General features: G+C 70.0%; 20 protein-coding genes. 5 read left to right on the forward strand and 15 right to left on the reverse strand.

The window, feature by feature from the left end:
• The 5 genes from PROKR_RS37020 to PROKR_RS22505 form a co-directional block, all read left to right on the forward strand.
• On the forward strand, nt 1-201 hold a 201-nt coding region (locus PROKR_RS37020; protein ID WP_036967803.1), incomplete at its 5' end, for a hypothetical protein.
• Nucleotides 198-617: a hypothetical protein gene (locus tag PROKR_RS22490; protein ID WP_036967806.1), complete on the forward strand. Its 420-nt coding sequence runs from the start codon at nt 198-200 to the stop codon at nt 615-617. The genes PROKR_RS37020 and PROKR_RS22490, both read left to right, overlap by 4 nt.
• Nucleotides 614-889 carry a hypothetical protein gene (locus PROKR_RS22495; protein ID WP_036967809.1) on the forward strand — a complete coding sequence of 92 codons (276 nt, stop codon included), beginning with the start codon at nt 614-616 and terminating at the stop codon, nt 887-889. The genes PROKR_RS22490 and PROKR_RS22495 overlap by 4 nt, the downstream gene beginning before the upstream one ends.
• 18 nt (nt 890-907) lie before the next feature.
• The gene (locus PROKR_RS22500) at nt 908-1,717 is read left to right on the forward strand and encodes a tyrosine-type recombinase/integrase (RefSeq protein WP_084800609.1); all 810 of its coding nucleotides are present in this window, start codon (nt 908-910) and stop codon (nt 1,715-1,717) included.
• A 67-nt stretch (nt 1,718-1,784) separates the two neighbouring features.
• Nucleotides 1,785-1,991: a hypothetical protein gene (locus PROKR_RS22505; protein ID WP_036967815.1), complete on the forward strand. Its 207-nt coding sequence runs from the start codon at nt 1,785-1,787 to the stop codon at nt 1,989-1,991.
• Between the two features lie 19 nt (nt 1,992-2,010).
• Here the strand turns inward: PROKR_RS22505 and PROKR_RS22510 are convergent, their stop codons facing one another.
• From PROKR_RS22510 to PROKR_RS30920, 15 genes are all read right to left on the reverse strand, one after another.
• On the reverse strand, nt 2,011-2,301 hold the full coding sequence (locus PROKR_RS22510) for a hypothetical protein (RefSeq protein WP_036967818.1): 291 nt from the start codon (nt 2,299-2,301) through the stop codon (nt 2,011-2,013).
• A 10-nt stretch (nt 2,302-2,311) separates the two neighbouring features.
• Entirely contained in the window at nt 2,312-3,124 is an 813-nt protein-coding gene (locus PROKR_RS30915) for a peptidoglycan recognition protein family protein (RefSeq protein WP_051433251.1), read from the reverse strand.
• Between the two features lie 2 nt (nt 3,125-3,126).
• Nucleotides 3,127-4,197 carry a hypothetical protein gene (locus tag PROKR_RS35940; protein ID WP_036967821.1) on the reverse strand — a complete coding sequence of 357 codons (1,071 nt, stop codon included), beginning with the start codon at nt 4,195-4,197 and terminating at the stop codon, nt 3,127-3,129.
• Nucleotides 4,198-4,207: 10 nt separating this feature from the next.
• Nucleotides 4,208-5,188, reverse strand: coding sequence for a hypothetical protein (locus tag PROKR_RS22525; protein WP_036967823.1), 981 nt, complete (start codon nt 5,186-5,188; stop codon nt 4,208-4,210).
• Complete coding sequence (locus PROKR_RS22530; protein WP_036967826.1) at nt 5,185-6,456, reverse strand: hypothetical protein; 1,272 nt, start codon at nt 6,454-6,456, stop codon at nt 5,185-5,187. Before PROKR_RS22530 ends, PROKR_RS22525 begins: the two co-directional genes overlap by 4 nt.
• Nucleotides 6,456-6,944, reverse strand: a complete 489-nt coding sequence (locus tag PROKR_RS22535; protein WP_036967829.1) for a hypothetical protein — start codon at nt 6,942-6,944, stop codon at nt 6,456-6,458. Before PROKR_RS22535 ends, PROKR_RS22530 begins: the two co-directional genes overlap by 1 nt.
• 1 nt (nt 6,945) lies before the next feature.
• Entirely contained in the window at nt 6,946-7,368 is a 423-nt protein-coding gene (locus PROKR_RS22540) for a hypothetical protein (protein WP_157602497.1), read from the reverse strand.
• A complete protein-coding gene (locus tag PROKR_RS22545; RefSeq protein WP_157602500.1) occupies nt 7,365-7,748 on the reverse strand; it encodes a hypothetical protein in 384 nt (127 codons plus the stop codon). Before PROKR_RS22545 ends, PROKR_RS22540 begins: the two co-directional genes overlap by 4 nt.
• Nucleotides 7,745-8,119 (reverse strand): hypothetical protein, encoded by a 375-nt coding sequence (locus tag PROKR_RS22550; RefSeq protein WP_036967838.1) that lies wholly within the window; start codon nt 8,117-8,119, stop codon nt 7,745-7,747. Before PROKR_RS22550 ends, PROKR_RS22545 begins: the two co-directional genes overlap by 4 nt.
• 4 nt (nt 8,120-8,123) lie before the next feature.
• Nucleotides 8,124-9,680, reverse strand: coding sequence for an HK97 family phage prohead protease (locus PROKR_RS22555; protein ID WP_036967841.1), 1,557 nt, complete (start codon nt 9,678-9,680; stop codon nt 8,124-8,126).
• A 3-nt stretch (nt 9,681-9,683) separates the two neighbouring features.
• Entirely contained in the window at nt 9,684-10,868 is a 1,185-nt protein-coding gene (locus PROKR_RS22560; RefSeq protein ID WP_157602503.1) for a hypothetical protein, read from the reverse strand.
• A 44-nt stretch (nt 10,869-10,912) separates the two neighbouring features.
• On the reverse strand, nt 10,913-11,098 hold the full coding sequence (locus tag PROKR_RS22565; protein WP_036967847.1) for a hypothetical protein: 186 nt from the start codon (nt 11,096-11,098) through the stop codon (nt 10,913-10,915).
• Nucleotides 11,095-12,741, reverse strand: coding sequence for a hypothetical protein (locus PROKR_RS22570; protein ID WP_036967850.1), 1,647 nt, complete (start codon nt 12,739-12,741; stop codon nt 11,095-11,097). The genes PROKR_RS22565 and PROKR_RS22570 overlap by 4 nt, the downstream gene beginning before the upstream one ends.
• Nucleotides 12,735-12,974, reverse strand: a complete 240-nt coding sequence (locus PROKR_RS22575; protein WP_036967853.1) for a hypothetical protein — start codon at nt 12,972-12,974, stop codon at nt 12,735-12,737. The genes PROKR_RS22570 and PROKR_RS22575 overlap by 7 nt, the downstream gene beginning before the upstream one ends.
• Before the next feature lie 175 nt (nt 12,975-13,149).
• Nucleotides 13,150-13,860, reverse strand: coding sequence for a DUF2637 domain-containing protein (locus tag PROKR_RS30920; RefSeq protein ID WP_051433252.1), 711 nt, complete (start codon nt 13,858-13,860; stop codon nt 13,150-13,152).
• Between the last annotated feature and the right edge of the window lie 82 nt (nt 13,861-13,942).

Genomic DNA, 13,942 nt, shown 5'->3' on the forward strand with positions numbered 1-13,942 from the left:
CTCGTCGCTCTCGACGTTGACCCCGCACGGTGGGGGATAGACGACGAGGTCGTACCCGGTGGGTACGACCTCGGTCGATTGAAGGAAAGGCTCCCGCGGTTGGACTTGAACCAACGACCGTCCGATTATGTCCAGCCGCAGGTCAAGGGCGGTTCGTACGGGCGGTACATGCGCGTCGTCGGGTCTGAGGTGGCGGCATGAGCCGGGCTCTGGAGCGGTTCGCGCGGGAGGCCGCGCTCGAGGTGGAGCGGCTCGCCGACGAGCGCCGGCGGTGGCGCGAAGGGTCCTCGGAGCTGGCGCGGCTCGCCGAGCTGGACCGGCTGACCGGGGAGCGCGTGGCGGCACACATCGCCAAGAGCGACCGGATCGACGCCGACGAGGAAGCGCTGCGGCGCAAGTACTTCCCCAAGTCGGCCCGACTCACGGTGAGCGACTGGGACGGCTCGGTCATCACCGTGAGCCCGACCGGCCGGCTGCGCACCGTGTACGTGCCGGCGCCCGAGCCCACGTGCGGCGACGAGGGCGACCAGCTCGAGGTGTGGCGGTGGCCGGCCCTCGAGCCGCCCATGCCGCACGACGACGAGCACGGCCGTCGCCTGCGGGCGGTGCCAGCGTGATCCCGCTCGAGCGGGGTGACGGCGTCGAGGTGATCGCCGAGACGCTCGCCAACGGTGCGCCGCACCCGCACCACGGCAAGGCCGGCGTCGTGCTCGAGGTGCGCGACATCGGCCTCTACCCGGTGCGGGTGCAGGTCGCCGGCCGCGCGGTCATGTTCGCCGCGGACGAGCTGCGGATTCTGCCGGTGCGACCCGGTCTAACGGGTGATAGCGCTGGTCGGGACTCCGTTTCACCCGTGTCGTTGCGTCATATTGATGCTCCGGGCATGTAGTAGCGGCGTGGGTGAATCATGACCGATGCGAATGCATTTAATCCGTGGCGGCCCGTGGTGCGTGACTACCTCGACAGTCTGCGCGCGGCGGGCCGCCGGCCTATGACCGTACGACTCCACGAGCACTACCTACGCCACCTCCAGCGGTTCGCCCGCGACCCGCTCAAGATCACGGTTCGCGTCCTCGAGCGCGCCCTGGCGGCACGGCGAGACTGGACGCCCGAGACGATCCGGAGCGCTGCCAGCGTGTTCCGGGGCCTGACGAAGTGGCTGCACGCGCGCGGCCTGATCCCGACCGATCCGGGTCTGTTGCTGCCAGCCGTGCGGGTGCCTCCTGGCGTCGCGCGGCCGATCCCGGACCCTATCTTGGATCTGCTGCTGACGGCGCACCTGCCGGGCCGCTCGCGGTGGCTGCTGCTGCTCGGTGGGCACTGCGGGCTGCGGGTCGGTGAGATGGCGCTCGTGCACTCGAACAGACTGGACGGCGATCTGCTGTTCGTCGTCGGCAAGGGCGGAAAGGAACGGTGGGTACCAGTCCTCGACCCGGACCTACAGGCGGCGATCCGGAGCGCGGGCGGATGGCTGTTCCCTGGGCGCCAGGATGGGCACCTGTCGCCCGGCTACGTGTCCAAGCTGTTGAGCGAGCTGCTACCGGAGCACTGGACGGCGCACACGCTGCGGCACCGTGCCGGCACGGCTGCCTACCGGGGCACGCGGGACATCCTTGCCGTGGGCCGGCTGCTCGGGCACGCGAAACCCGAGACCACGATGCGGTACATCCAGCTCCCGATGGACTCCCTGTATGCCGTCGCCCGCGCGGCAGCCTGAGCAGTCCCGGGGTGAACTCGGTCGCCGGCGACTCCCCTCCCGACGGCGACCGAGTATCGTCCCCCCCATGACCACCACACGTGCGCGCATCGTCCTCGCGGTCGTCGGCTGCGCCGTCCTGGTGGCCGCGGCCGTTGGGGTCGCTGTGGCCCTCGCGCCGCCGTCTCAGGAGGACGTCCAGGCGTGCCTAGCCGTCCAGGGGTACGACTGGAACCCGAACAGCGACAGCGCCTTGTACGCGGCGGCGCTGGCCGAGTGCGAAGCGACTGCCTGACACCCCTGGTTCACACCAGTCACTCCCCGCGAGTTAGCAGGTCCTCCACCTGGCCTTTCCACGCTTTGTCCTCATCGATGTGGGTGCCGAGCTTGTCCTCGATGCGATCCACGGCGTCGCGGACGGTCTTACCGCTGTTCGGCGCCATCTCGTGCCGTAACACCTGCAGCGACTCGGTGATGTCCTTGAGCCGGGGCAGGGCACGCACGGCGACGAAGCCGCCCACGAGGGTGACCAGGACGATTGCGGCCGGCCACGAGTCGCCTACGGCCTCGAGCACCGTGACGACGTCGTTGACGTTGATTTCCAACGGGGTTCTCCTAGTCCTCGATCAGGGCGCGCCAGGTCCGGCCGCCGGCGATGTAGTCCGCGCCGGCCTTGCTGCCGGTGCCGGTCTTGGCCTGGAACTTGCCGAGCAGCTGGCGCGTGACCTTGCCGGCGACGCGGTCCGGGCGGCCGTGCCGGCCGACGAGTCCACGCGGGCCGTAGCCGTGGGCGAGCAGCAAGCCCTGCAGCTTGCCGACGTCGTCCGCCTTGACGGGCTTCTTGTGGGCGTTGGACAGGTCGAGAGTGTCCATGTCGTAGTCCTCGTTCTGGGTAGGAGGGGTGGGGGTCGGGACAGGGCCGGCCGCCGCGGCGGCGCGGTTGATGTCGTCGATGAGCGTGTACGCGTGCTTGCCGGGGCAGGCGGTCGCCTTGGTGTCGCGGTGGCCGCCGTCAAGCTTCACGTCGGCCCACCAGCCGCGGGCCTTGCCGTGGCGCAGCAGCGCTGCGGTAGCCCTCACCATGGCGGCCGGCGGCTCACTGGTGTCGTAGTTGCCGACCCATGCGATACCGGCGCCGGCGGTGTTGTGGCCCTCTGTGTGGGCGCCGACCCGGTCGATGGGGTGTCCCTCGAAGATCAGGCCAGCGGGCGTGACGAGGAAGGTGTACGCCATGCCCCAGCCGAACCGAGACTCGGTGATCGCCTCGACGGCGCGCACCGCGGCGTAGTCGTCGGTGAACGGCGGCGTGACGTTGGGCGCGACAGTGACCGTGTGGTGCAACCACTGCTCGAGGTGGCCGAGCTTGCGTGTGTACGGACCGGGTGCGTACTTGGCGCCCCACGCAGCGCGGGAAATGATTTCGGTCATGGTCAGGCTCCGATGACGGTCGTTGTCGCGGCTCCGATGGAGTGCACGACTTCTTGGACGGTGATGGTCTGGGAGACGCTTTCGTCGGCGTCGCTGGGGATGCTGATCGTGTGGTTGACGCGGATAGCCGGCAGGAACGGCAGGACGAGCCGGATGCGCGACCCGCGCCGGATGGCGCGTTCGGTCATGCGCTGGGCTGCAAGGTTCCGCGCGGCCTCGGTCGATCCGGCCGGCGGTGCGCCGCGCCGCTCGACCCGCTGAACGAGGGACGGCGAGCCGGACAGGTAGAGGCCGGTGCGTGTGCGCTCGACGTCGTTCGCGTCGGTCCATGACCAGCGGAGGAACGTGCCGTCCGCGTAGCCGCTGTCCCGGGTGTACGTGTAGTCGATCGGCTCGAGCGGCTCGAAGTAGTTCAGGCCGGCGGGGTCGAACGCGTTGTGGAACTGCGAGAAGACGGCCGATCCGATGCGGGTCCCGATGTGGAAGAACGAGCCCTGCGGGTGCACGATGCCGCCGACGAGGTCCGCGGCAGCCTGTGCCGTGTCCCAGGTGCTCACGCCCTCGTCGAACACGTCCAGGCCGTTGACGGCGCCGGCGTTCAGGGATTCATCGGCCGTGACGAGCACGCCCTCCAGGAACGGCACTGTCCGCAGCGCGGAGGTGATCTGCGAGAGCACGGTCTGCGTCGTGCCGGAGTGCAGCACCTGGCCGTCCAGGGCGAGGGAGTCCTTGGAGGCGAGCCGAAACTCCATGGTCGTACGGGATCGGCTACGGGTCTTCTCGCGGGCGGCGAAGTAGAACGTGCTGTTCATGGCTGTGTTGCCGGCGACGTCGCGGGCCAGGTTCACGGTGCACAGCGGGCCAAACGGTCCGCTACCGCGGTAGAGGGGGTTCACGCCCCACAGCGTGGAGTCGTAGGGGACGACGACACGCCCTTGGTACAGGGGGGTCTGGCCCTCTCTCTGCGTGACTTCACCGTCCAGGATGGGCAGTGAGTACGGGATAGACGGCGTGCCCAGGTCGGAGGCCGTGAACGTCGCCGTGTCGGTCGCGATGCGGGGTGCGTCGGGCATGGTTCCTCTCTCAGCTCGCCAGAGCGAACGGGACTTGCACCGTCCACTTCCGGGCGCGGTCGCTGGCGAGCTGCGCGCGGCCGGCGAGCTCGAACACCAAGGTCTCGGTCACGCCGCCCGTGGACACGGCCGTGGACGTAGACGCATTCACCGCGCCGTCCCATGACGACGTGAAGCCAGGCGGGGCGTACGCGCCGTCGAAGTGGCCGGGCAGCGCTGCCGCGTCAGGGACCGCCAGAGCGCACGTCACGTCGACGGTGGCGCCCAAGGGCCAAACCTGCGAGGTAGCGAAGTAGCGGCAGCCGAAGTTGCCGGCGGGGCTCGTGGTGGTGGCGACGTGCCCGACTCTCTGCCAGACGCCAGGCGCCGTTGGTGACGCCGCACCATTGGCCCCTGTGTCGGCGAAGCTTGGCGCCGGCGCCTGCCAAGCTACGTTCGCGCGGCCGGACGCAACGGCGATGCTCGTGCGCACGTAGATACTGCCGGCCAAGTCGGTGCCGGTCGGCCACAGGCCGAGGTCCACGCCGGGAATCGCGTACCCGAACGAGCTTGCGCCGCCTGTGCTGGCAGTCGTGAACGTGTACCGGGCGTACGTCGTGACCATGGTCCCGTCCGGGAGGACGGGACCGTCGCTCGCACCGGTGACCATCAGCTCGGACGTGACGCCGCCGGTACCAGGAACAGAGGTCCAGGGCGGCGCCTGCATCGCTCGAGGGTCGGTGACGAAGTTGGTGTGCACCTCGCGGCCTTCCCGCACTGCGAGAGTTGCAGGGCCAGCCGTGGCGAATCCGTCCACAATCGCCCTGGCAGTCGCGTAGTCGCGCACGAGCAGTGTCGCCGACCCGCTCTTGGTCGTAGCCGGCCGACGGGAGATGTAGGGGTTCCCGCTCGGCGGCTGGGTGATGATCGTCCGGGAGTCTCGGCCGACGTCAAGCGTCAGGACGAGGTCCACGGGGTGCGTCTGACCGTTCGGGGTCGTGATGGTCGTCATACTGCGGCCTGTCCGTAGGCGCGGATCTGGATGCTTACCGGCAGCGCGGCCGTGGCGGCGCGCCACGCGGCGACGTCCTGGTTGGCGCGCTCGAGGTAGGCGCGGACCTGGACGGGGATGTCTCGCCCGTCGATGCCGTTGATCTTGCGCTGTGTCGCGGCGGTGGTGCCCTTGTCGGAGACCTTGACCTCGGTGTTCTTCTGGTTCGGGATGCGGCTGATCGAATCGCGGTATTGGTTCGCCGCGCCCTTGGCCGTGTCGAACGACTCTTGAGAGTCCTCGATGCGCCGGATCACGTCGCTCAGTCGCTGCTCGCCGGTGAGGCCGAGATCCTGGTATGCGCCGGCGTTCCCCCGGATGTCGTCGTGCAAGAGCTCGTGCCCGGCGCGCAGCTTCCCGAGTACACGGTCGGACGTGTCGCCATAACCGATCAGCGCCAGGGCGGCGTCCTCTGCGGGGACACCAAGATCCTTGAGGAGGTCGATCCGCTTCATGTTGTCGTCGTACGACTCGCCCATGGGGTCGAAGAGTGACCGCAACTGGCCCTGGAAGAACTCATCGGACAGGTAGTCCTGACCGGAGTTCAGCAGGTCCTCGTACATCGCCGAGGCGTCCTCGGCGATCTGCTCCATCCGCTGCTTCCACTCGCCGTACACGCCGGCGGCCACCGTGACCATCGCGGCGCCGGCGAGCGACCACGGCCCGGGTAGGAGGGTCGCGGCCTCGGCAGCTACTTCAACGACACCGTCAAGAGCGTCGGCCATGTTGAACCCGTTCTCAGCGAACGAGCCGGCCAGCTCTCCCATCGTCTCGTTGACCGACGCCTTGACCTCGTTCAGGAGGTCCTGCGTCTTTGTCAGAGGCCCCTCGGTGTCGATGTCGATTTCGACGTCGTCCAGCGAGCGCTTGAGCTCGTCCACGGCCTCGCGGACCTTGTCCACGTCGCGGGGCCCCTGGGCGGCCAGCCGCTCGAGGGCGTCCAACGTGCCCTGCTTGAGCTCGGTCCCAGCCTCTGCGGCGGCGCGCTTGAGGTCGTCCAGAGCCTCGGTTTTGGTCTTCCCGGACGCAGCGGCCAGGTCGTCCAGGGTCCGGGCCAGCTCACGGAACTCGGACTTGGTCGGGCGAGCCGCGGCCTCGGCCTTTTCGAGGCCGGCCTCGATCTGGGCACCCATCGATTCGCCGCCGGCGGCGACGTCGTCCAGCGTCTTGCCGAGGTCGGCAACGCTGGACGCGTCGGCCTGGGCGAGCACGTCGATCTTGACGGGCACTACCTCTTCCCCTCCCACGCCTCATAGATGGTGCGGACCACGGTCTGTACGTACAGGGACACGAGCCGGGGCATGGCGGCACTTAGCGCCGGGTGAACGACGCGGCCCTTGCGAACCGGGCCGGGTAGCTGGTTCTGTGTGCGTCGTCGGACATGGACAGACTGACCGCGCCGGCGCTCGGTGTACGTCGTGTAGCCCTTGGCCGGGTCGCCGAACTCGAGGGCCGACGCGATGTCATCCCGGATCAGCGGCGACGTGCCCGCCTGCAGCGTGATCCGGGACGAAGACGCGCCGACGCGCACCCCGTTGAAAACGGCCCTGTCCATGCGTGTCCGGGTTTGTCCAATAATCGCGTCCTGTGTCCAGATGCCAGGCAGAGCAGAGCGCAGGTTCCGGGCTGTCTGGTTCTTCACCGTGCGGTCCACGGCCTTGAGCGCGGTAGCCGCGGCGGTCACCTCGCGGACACCCTCGACCCGGACACGTGCCATGTCAGGCGCCGGCGGCGATCGGCGTCGGCTGTCCGACCACGGCCAGGGACACAGTCGCGGTCGCGACAACCCCCTTGGCGCCACCGATCGGAACCGGGATGACGAGCACCTCGCCGGAGTAGCCCTTGCCCGTGGTACCAGTGGGGCGTACCTCGAACGGGACCTTGGTGCCGATGTTCGCAGGGTCGTTCAGGAACCCCTGCAAGCTGTCTGCCGTGGTCTGGTCCTGGGCCAGGATGAGGTCCAGTGTCCAGGTGACCGTGCCGACGTCGGCGATCTGTGCGTCACCGAAACCGTCCCACGTGACGACGACGGCGTTCGGGGTGAGCGTCGCCGAGCTGCACGACTTGTCGTACTCCTCGCCGCCGAGCTCGATGTGCGGGTTCTTCATTACGAGCGGCACGAGGGCCACAGTCTGCGTCATGGAGTCTGCTGCCTTTCAGTGAGCGAAAATGCGTTGATCTTGTAGGCGTGGAACGCGTTCACGGTGGTGCGTTCCACACCGGACCAGCCGAGGAACTCGTGCTTGTCCAGCGCGGCCAGGACGAGGGGTACAGCAGCCTCGAGCAGGTCTTCCCGGGCCGCCGGGTCCAGGTCCGTCCCGACAAGCACGTAGACGGCGCACGGCACGCGCCAGTAGACGAGGGGCATGGTCGGCTCGGGCTCGATGCCCTGCGGTGCCAGTACGACGGTGACGTGCGGGACGCTGTCCGGCTCGTCCGGGTAAGGCAGCAGGGTGTACTTGGCCGGCAAGACACCGTCCGCCTGCAGGGCGTCGCGCAGCAGGGCGCGGGCTTCCATCATCGCGGGCCCTTCCGGACGGCCTTACGCGGACGTAGTAGTTGCTTGACCCGCCAGTCGAGTGGAAAGACGGTGACCTGGACACCGTCGAACCCCTGGGCGTCGCCGCCGTTGCTCACGGACTCGCGGATGCTGGCACGTGCCTGCAGGGCCTGTGCTCGAGCGAGCCGGGCAGGCACGGGGCCGACCGTGTCCGGCGTCCAGACTCGGCGGTTGTTGTCCAGCGGCTCGTACAGCAGACATTCCTCGTACGCGCTGGACAGGGCGTCGGCAAGGTCGTCCGGGTCCGCGTGCGCGGCCCAGGACGCGGACGCCACGAGGGCGTCCACGTCCACCCAGCCGATCACGACCGGATCGGGCAGCGGCTCGGTCATCGGATCAGGCGCCGGTCGTGACCGCGACGAGACCGATCTTGCTGTTCTCCATGATCCCGTCGTAGGCGAACGCGGCCTCGGTCATGTTGCCGTGGGCGACGTCCTGCGTGGACACGCGGATCGGAGTTGCGCCGCCGAGCTGGTGGAGCTTGGCCGTGTTCTTGGTGCCGACCCGGACGACGCCGTCGCCCACGGCCTCGTCGCCGATGATCGTGACGCCCTCGAGGTCGCCCGACAGCGCGTTGAGCGTGGCCTGCACGTACGCCGGCGCGCTGTCGCTCGTGAGGAACAGCCAGTCGTCGTACAGGTCCTCGCCGAACAGCGCGAAGGTCGGCTTGCCGGCCTTGAGCGTGCGCTTGAGGTAGCGGACACCGCGCACGAGCTTGAACAGCGCCTCGGGCACGGTGGCCGGGATGTCGGCGGACGGGATCACGAGGGGCGACGCGTTGGCGGCCGTGGTCAGGTAGGTGCGCACCTTGGCGTCGGTGCCCGCCGCGTAGTCGTCGTTCACCGCGCGCCAGAACGCGGCCCAGAACTCGGGCGAGGGGAAGTCCACGTGCACGCGGTCCACGTTCCAGCCGCCGGCCCAGCGCTCGGCGTCCTTCTCCTTCATGCCGGCGGTCACGGGCGACGTCGGCACCTCGGCGCCACCGCCGGCGTAGGCGGCGCCCTTGGGCTTGGCCGTGAGCGTGAAGCCCTGCATCTTCATGCTCGTGAGCGACGCCGAGCCGATCAGCGGCGTGTACTCGGGCTCGTAGTCCACGCCGTCCCACAGCTCGCCGAGCCACTGCGGCTGGTGGACGACGTCGAACACGCCGGCCTGGGTGACCTGCGCCAGGGCGGCGGTGAGCGCCGGCGTCCCCTCCTTGGCGGAGGTGCCGAGCAGGGTGAACACCTCGTTCGCGGTCAGGACGTCGGGGTCTGCGTTCTCCACGCGCGGCTTGACGCCCTGGAAGGTCGGGCGCTTGGCGGGGCGCTTGGTGCTGGCGGTCATGGTTGCCTCTCCGGGGTCGGTGTTCTCGGGCGCGTCCCCCGCGTCCGTGGTCTGGGTGTCCGGCTCGTCGCCGGCGTCGTCGTCCTGGTCCTCGTCGTCGGTCTCGTCCTCGTCGTCCAGCTCGCCGACGTCGGCCGCGGTGAGCAGCGACGACGGGTAGGCCGGCTTCACCACGTGGCCGAACCCGATCAGCTCGCCGGCGAGCAGCTCGCCGGCACGGATGGTGGGGCGCTCGAGTTCGACGGAGACACCGGGCCGGGCGCCGGCCATGGCCTCGGCGAGCAGCTCGTCGCCGGCCGGCGTGGGCAGCGCGGACGCGGTGAGCAGCAGGCCCTCGGCGTCCTCGGTGATGGACTCGGCGCGGGACAGCCGGCGGTCCTGGTCGTGCTGGTAGTTGCCGAACAGGGTGGTCACGTCGGCCGGGAGCTTGATCGACCCGCGGCGCGCGGTCACGATGCCCTTGCTCGTCCGGCCGGGCTCGCCGTACTTCACGAGCCGGTAGGTCAGGGTGCGGTCCTCGGCGGACGCGGTGAGCAGCGTCCCCGACACCTTGAGCGTGTTGGTCACGGGTCAGTCCTCCACGTTGGGGCCGGCGCCGTCGTCGGGCTGCTCGGCGAGGTTGGAAAGGTCGAACGCGATTGAGTGGCCCGGGGCGCACACGGTGTCCAGGGAGAGGTGCGCGGACAGCGCCATGGCCCATACCCCTTGGACGAGGTCGCGGACGTCGGAGCGGCCGTCCTTCTTCGTCTCGTAGGTCAGGGACGCGGTGACGCCGGACGCGGAGAGCATGTTCGCGGCGATGGCGGTGTGCCGGCCGACGTCGATCGCCTGGAAATTGCGGCCCTCGATATACAGCTCGTGGTTCGCCTGTTGGCCGACCGCGTTGAGCGAGTAGCCGTACGGCGTGAACACGACTGCGCCGTTGGGGTCGGTACGCGCCTTGACGTAGTCGTCCACGATCCCCTGGGCCTCGTCCATCGCTTCCCTGGACTCTGGATCTGCGTCCTCGTCGTCGGGCTCGGCGAGTTCGATGTCCTCGTCCTGCTTGATCTCCACGACGGGGATGGCGGCCAGCGCACGCAACCATCGGTCCTCGAGCTCGGCGGCGCCGCGGATGGTGCGGCGGCCGGCGACGAGCAGCGGGTCCGTGGGCGAGCGGAACAGGATCACGTCCAGCTCGCCCTGCACCTCGCTGTCGATCGTGATTTCGTCGTCGCTGTTGAAGTCCCAGCGGTCGAGCGGGACGTGTACGGCGCCGGTGATGGCGGGGATGAACGTGGAGCCGTCGCGGGACTGCCAGCCGTCGTCGGGCTTGGTCGAGCGCTCGAGCTTCCAGAGGGACCAGCCCTCAAAGAGCATGTCGTCCAGGGTGTCCGCGGTGCGGAACTGCCATGGTTCCTGGCCACCGGTGTTGGTGAGCCACTCGGGCTGGTCGGCGACCGGGACCGGAATGTCCCGTGCGGCGCCGGCGGCGTCGGTGACGCTGCGCGTGGTGCCGTCGTACTCCTTGAGCGGCTGCCCGCTCACGGGGTAGCAGATGAGCCACCGGGCGTTCGCGACGGCCGGGACGAGCATGGCCTCTTCACGTGAGACGAGGGTGTGCTCCGCGCCGAGCGCGTCCGCGTAGACGACCGATTGCAGGTTGGACGTGGTGTGCGGCGTCGCCGGCCGGACGCTCGAGCGCCGGGCGAGACGCGACGAGCCGTGCCCGCCGTTGGTCTCGAACCGGCGCATCAGTCCAGAGAAGATCCCCACGGGAGACGATCATCCGGAGAACCCTTACATCGGCCGACTCGGAATCACCTGCGGCGTGACTTGGCCGTGTAGCCGGCGCTGCGGGCGATCGTCTCGCCCGGGTGCGCGCGTAGCTCGTGGTCGATCGCGAGGGCGCGGGAGCCGCCCCGGCTGCCGGCTATCCAGCGGACGCCGCACGTCTTGCAGCCGCCGACCGTGCAGCTCACCGACTCGTCGTGGAAGTAGCTCATGCGGCCGGCCTCTCGGTGGTGCGGACGGTGGGACGGGCGCGCGTCGTGCGGGCTCGTCGCGTGGCCTTGTCGTAGTGCCACAGCGCCAGGGCGGCGGCGGTCAGGGGGGTGATGCCGTGCGCGGACGCCTTGTGCCCGAACAGGCGCGCAGAGTCGCCGGCGACGTTGCGCCAGTTCGCGCCGTCCACGGCGGCGTCCAGGTCCTTCTGGCGGTAGTGGACGAGGTTGCCGGCGGCGAGCTCGGACACGAACCGTTGCGCGGCGCCCTGCGAGTCCTTCATGTTCATCGGCGCCAGCCGGACTGGCGGCGTCCGGCGGGTGATGCTCTCGGCCGGGTTCGTGTTCTGCCCGATGACGTCGTAGGCGATCTGCGCACGGGACTCCCGGCCGATCCGGTGGGCCTCGAGGGGGAGCCACGCGACGGACGAGCGGTAGGCGAGCACCTCGACGTGCGCGCGGCCGTCCTCGTCGCGCCACGCGCACGCGATAGCGGCCGCCGACGCGTCGGGCGCGACGTCGAACGCGACACCGACACGGCGGGGCCGGACGGGCATCGTGTCGGCGCCGGCGTTCTTCCATTGCTCGGCGTCGATCGCGGACACGGCGGCGTCCGCCGGCCACTGTCCCAGATACTCGCGCTGGAACTCCACGAGCGTCATGTCCGCGAAGTTCTCGCGGATCACCTCGAGCGTGGTGAGGGTCCCGATGCCCGGGTGCGCGGCGAGCCACACCGCTTCGTCGGTCGGGTCGGCCTCGAGCGGCGCCGCGTACTCGAGGATGCCCCAGACGCCGGCGCGGCCCTTCTCGAGCGAGCGCCACAGCAGCCCCGACCGACGCTTGCCAGCGGTGCCGGCTACGACGAGCTGCGCCTCCGGGACGGTGTCCATCGTGGGGTTGATGCCGCCGAGCAGCTCGTCCGCGGCCTCGTCGTCCTCGGTCTCCTGGGCCTCGTCCAGGATGATCAGGTGGTATTCCTCGCCGCGGTACACCTCGGCATCCGGCGGCAGCACCATGAACACGGAGCCGTTGGCCCACTCGATCCGCTCGCCGCCGTTGCTGCGGTAGATCCGGTAGTGGACGTGGTCGTTGTCGGTGCGGGTGCAGCCGTCCGGGCGGGTCCTCGAGGGGCGTAGGCACGGGTCGTGGCGCTCGAGCTTGACCGCCATCTTGAGGAACCGGTCGCGGCCCTTCTTCCCGCTCTGCGCCGAGAACGCCGTGTAGTAGTCCGGGCGGGTCGTGCAGCGGCCGACGGCGAGGGCGAGGATGCCGTCCGTCTTCCCGGACCGGCGCGGCTCGGTCTTGGCCATGCGGCGGTGCCGGGGCAGGCCGTCCGGCTTCGTCGCGTTCATGATCCGGCCGAACCGCTCTTGATGCGGCGACGGCACGAAGCCGAGCAGCGCGGCACCGTGGATCAGGTCGTCAATCGCGACGTCGGCCTTGGCCGGCGAGTTGTGCAGCGGCTTGCAGTAGCGCCGGCCGAACGGGGATTTCAGGTTGGGCAGCTTGGGCGCCGGCGTCGCGCCGGCTCCCCCGTGGGGAGAGAAAGGGAGTGGCCGACTAGCGAGGGCTCCCACCGCCGGCTCAAAACCGGCGAGTGCGAGCTGTTCGAACGCTCGCCGGTGCTCGGTGATGCCGTTCACCATCCCCTGATTCCTCGGTCTCTCTCGGTCGCGCGTGTCAGCGTCGGTGCGTGGTTGGTGCTGGTCTGTGTCTTGCTCTGTCGCTTGCGGTTCGTGATGCTGGCGCCGAGCTTCCCGCCGGCGCTGGTGTTGCAGCGCCCGCACTCCGGGTGCTGGTTGCTCGGGTCCGTCTCGGACCCGCCGAGCGCCCGGTCCACGAGGTGGCCCACGGTCCACGGGCCGGACGCGGTGAGCATCCGGCCACAGCGCCAGCACGGCAGCGGAAGCCGCGGGCGCCAGTAGGCGCGCGCGGCTTCCACCTTCCGGCCTGACCAGGTCACGCCAGGATGAACAGCCGGACGAGGGCGCCGAGCACGACGCCGACGAGCGCGCCGGCGAGGATCGACGCGGCCACGAACAGCATGGGGCGGCTCATGCCGGCACCACGTCGCGGACGTCCTCGGCCACCGTGGAGTGCGACAGCCCCACCTCTGCGGCGATGGCGCGCACCGTGTGGCCCTGGGCGCGGAGGTCGCGTGCTCGCTCACGAGCTGCGGCGCGGGCGGGCGAGGTGACGCGACGCCGGCCGCCGCGCGGCTTGCGCTGGTCAGCGACCTTGGCGCGGAGCCGCTCGAGCTGCTCGGGCTCCACGAGGTGCAGGTCCGCGGACTCGATCCCCTCGAGCACCGACAGCGGCGACGGCGCGGGCTCGGGCTCGGGCCGGCCGATCATCCGAGCGGCGATTTCGTGCGTGCCGAGCAGCGACCCGATCGGGAACAGGCCGGCGAGCGTGGCGCCCACGAGGCCCTCCCATCCGCCAGGGCCGTAGCTCCATGCGTGAGCGGCGTTCGCCGAGCTGGACACCAGGGTCCAGAGAGCGACCCACGTCCAAGGGCGCGCGGCCGACTCGCGCCGCGCCGTGGCCGCCAGCGCCGAGTACGTGTACACGCCGATCGCGCCATCGATGAACACCGGGATCAGCGGGGCGAGGCCGAGCGGCACGGCGGCCCACGGGGCGAGCGCGGACAGGCCGGCGTAGGACAGCGTGAAGCTGATCCCGACGAGCGCGGCGGTCGCAAGCAGGGCGACGGCGAGAGCGCCCCGGGTGTCCGGGTTGATCAGTGCGGGGCGGTGCTGGGACATCAGATCTCCTTGGGTCGGCGCCGGCGTGCGCGGGCGGCGGTGAGCGAGATGACGTTGTTGAGGCTGTCGTCGTGCGCGACGA

Source organism: Promicromonospora kroppenstedtii DSM 19349 (assembly GCF_000515355.1).
GTDB lineage: Bacteria > Actinomycetota > Actinomycetes > Actinomycetales > Cellulomonadaceae > Promicromonospora > Promicromonospora kroppenstedtii.

Excerpts from the sequence above, each read along its gene's own strand:
- PROKR_RS22490 (WP_036967806.1), top strand. The coding sequence starts at position 198 with ATGAGCCGGGCTCTGGAGCGGTTCGCGCGGGAGGCCGCGCTCGAGGTG.
- PROKR_RS22500 (WP_084800609.1), top strand. The coding sequence starts at position 908 with ATGACCGATGCGAATGCATTTAATCCGTGGCGGCCCGTGGTGCGTGAC.
- PROKR_RS22505 (WP_036967815.1), top strand. The coding sequence starts at position 1,785 with ATGACCACCACACGTGCGCGCATCGTCCTCGCGGTCGTCGGCTGCGCC.
- PROKR_RS30915 (WP_051433251.1), bottom strand. The coding sequence starts at position 3,124 with ATGACCGAAATCATTTCCCGCGCTGCGTGGGGCGCCAAGTACGCACCC.
- PROKR_RS35940 (WP_036967821.1), bottom strand. The coding sequence starts at position 4,197 with ATGCCCGACGCACCCCGCATCGCGACCGACACGGCGACGTTCACGGCC.
- PROKR_RS22525 (WP_036967823.1), bottom strand. The coding sequence starts at position 5,188 with ATGACGACCATCACGACCCCGAACGGTCAGACGCACCCCGTGGACCTC.
- PROKR_RS22535 (WP_036967829.1), bottom strand. The coding sequence starts at position 6,944 with ATGGCACGTGTCCGGGTCGAGGGTGTCCGCGAGGTGACCGCCGCGGCT.
- PROKR_RS22540 (WP_157602497.1), bottom strand. The coding sequence starts at position 7,368 with ATGACGCAGACTGTGGCCCTCGTGCCGCTCGTAATGAAGAACCCGCAC.
- PROKR_RS22545 (WP_157602500.1), bottom strand. The coding sequence starts at position 7,748 with ATGATGGAAGCCCGCGCCCTGCTGCGCGACGCCCTGCAGGCGGACGGT.
- PROKR_RS22550 (WP_036967838.1), bottom strand. The coding sequence starts at position 8,119 with ATGACCGAGCCGCTGCCCGATCCGGTCGTGATCGGCTGGGTGGACGTG.
- PROKR_RS22565 (WP_036967847.1), bottom strand. The coding sequence starts at position 11,098 with ATGAGCTACTTCCACGACGAGTCGGTGAGCTGCACGGTCGGCGGCTGC.
- PROKR_RS22570 (WP_036967850.1), bottom strand. The coding sequence starts at position 12,741 with ATGGTGAACGGCATCACCGAGCACCGGCGAGCGTTCGAACAGCTCGCA.
- PROKR_RS22575 (WP_036967853.1), bottom strand. The coding sequence starts at position 12,974 with ATGCTCACCGCGTCCGGCCCGTGGACCGTGGGCCACCTCGTGGACCGG.
- PROKR_RS30920 (WP_051433252.1), bottom strand. The coding sequence starts at position 13,860 with ATGTCCCAGCACCGCCCCGCACTGATCAACCCGGACACCCGGGGCGCT.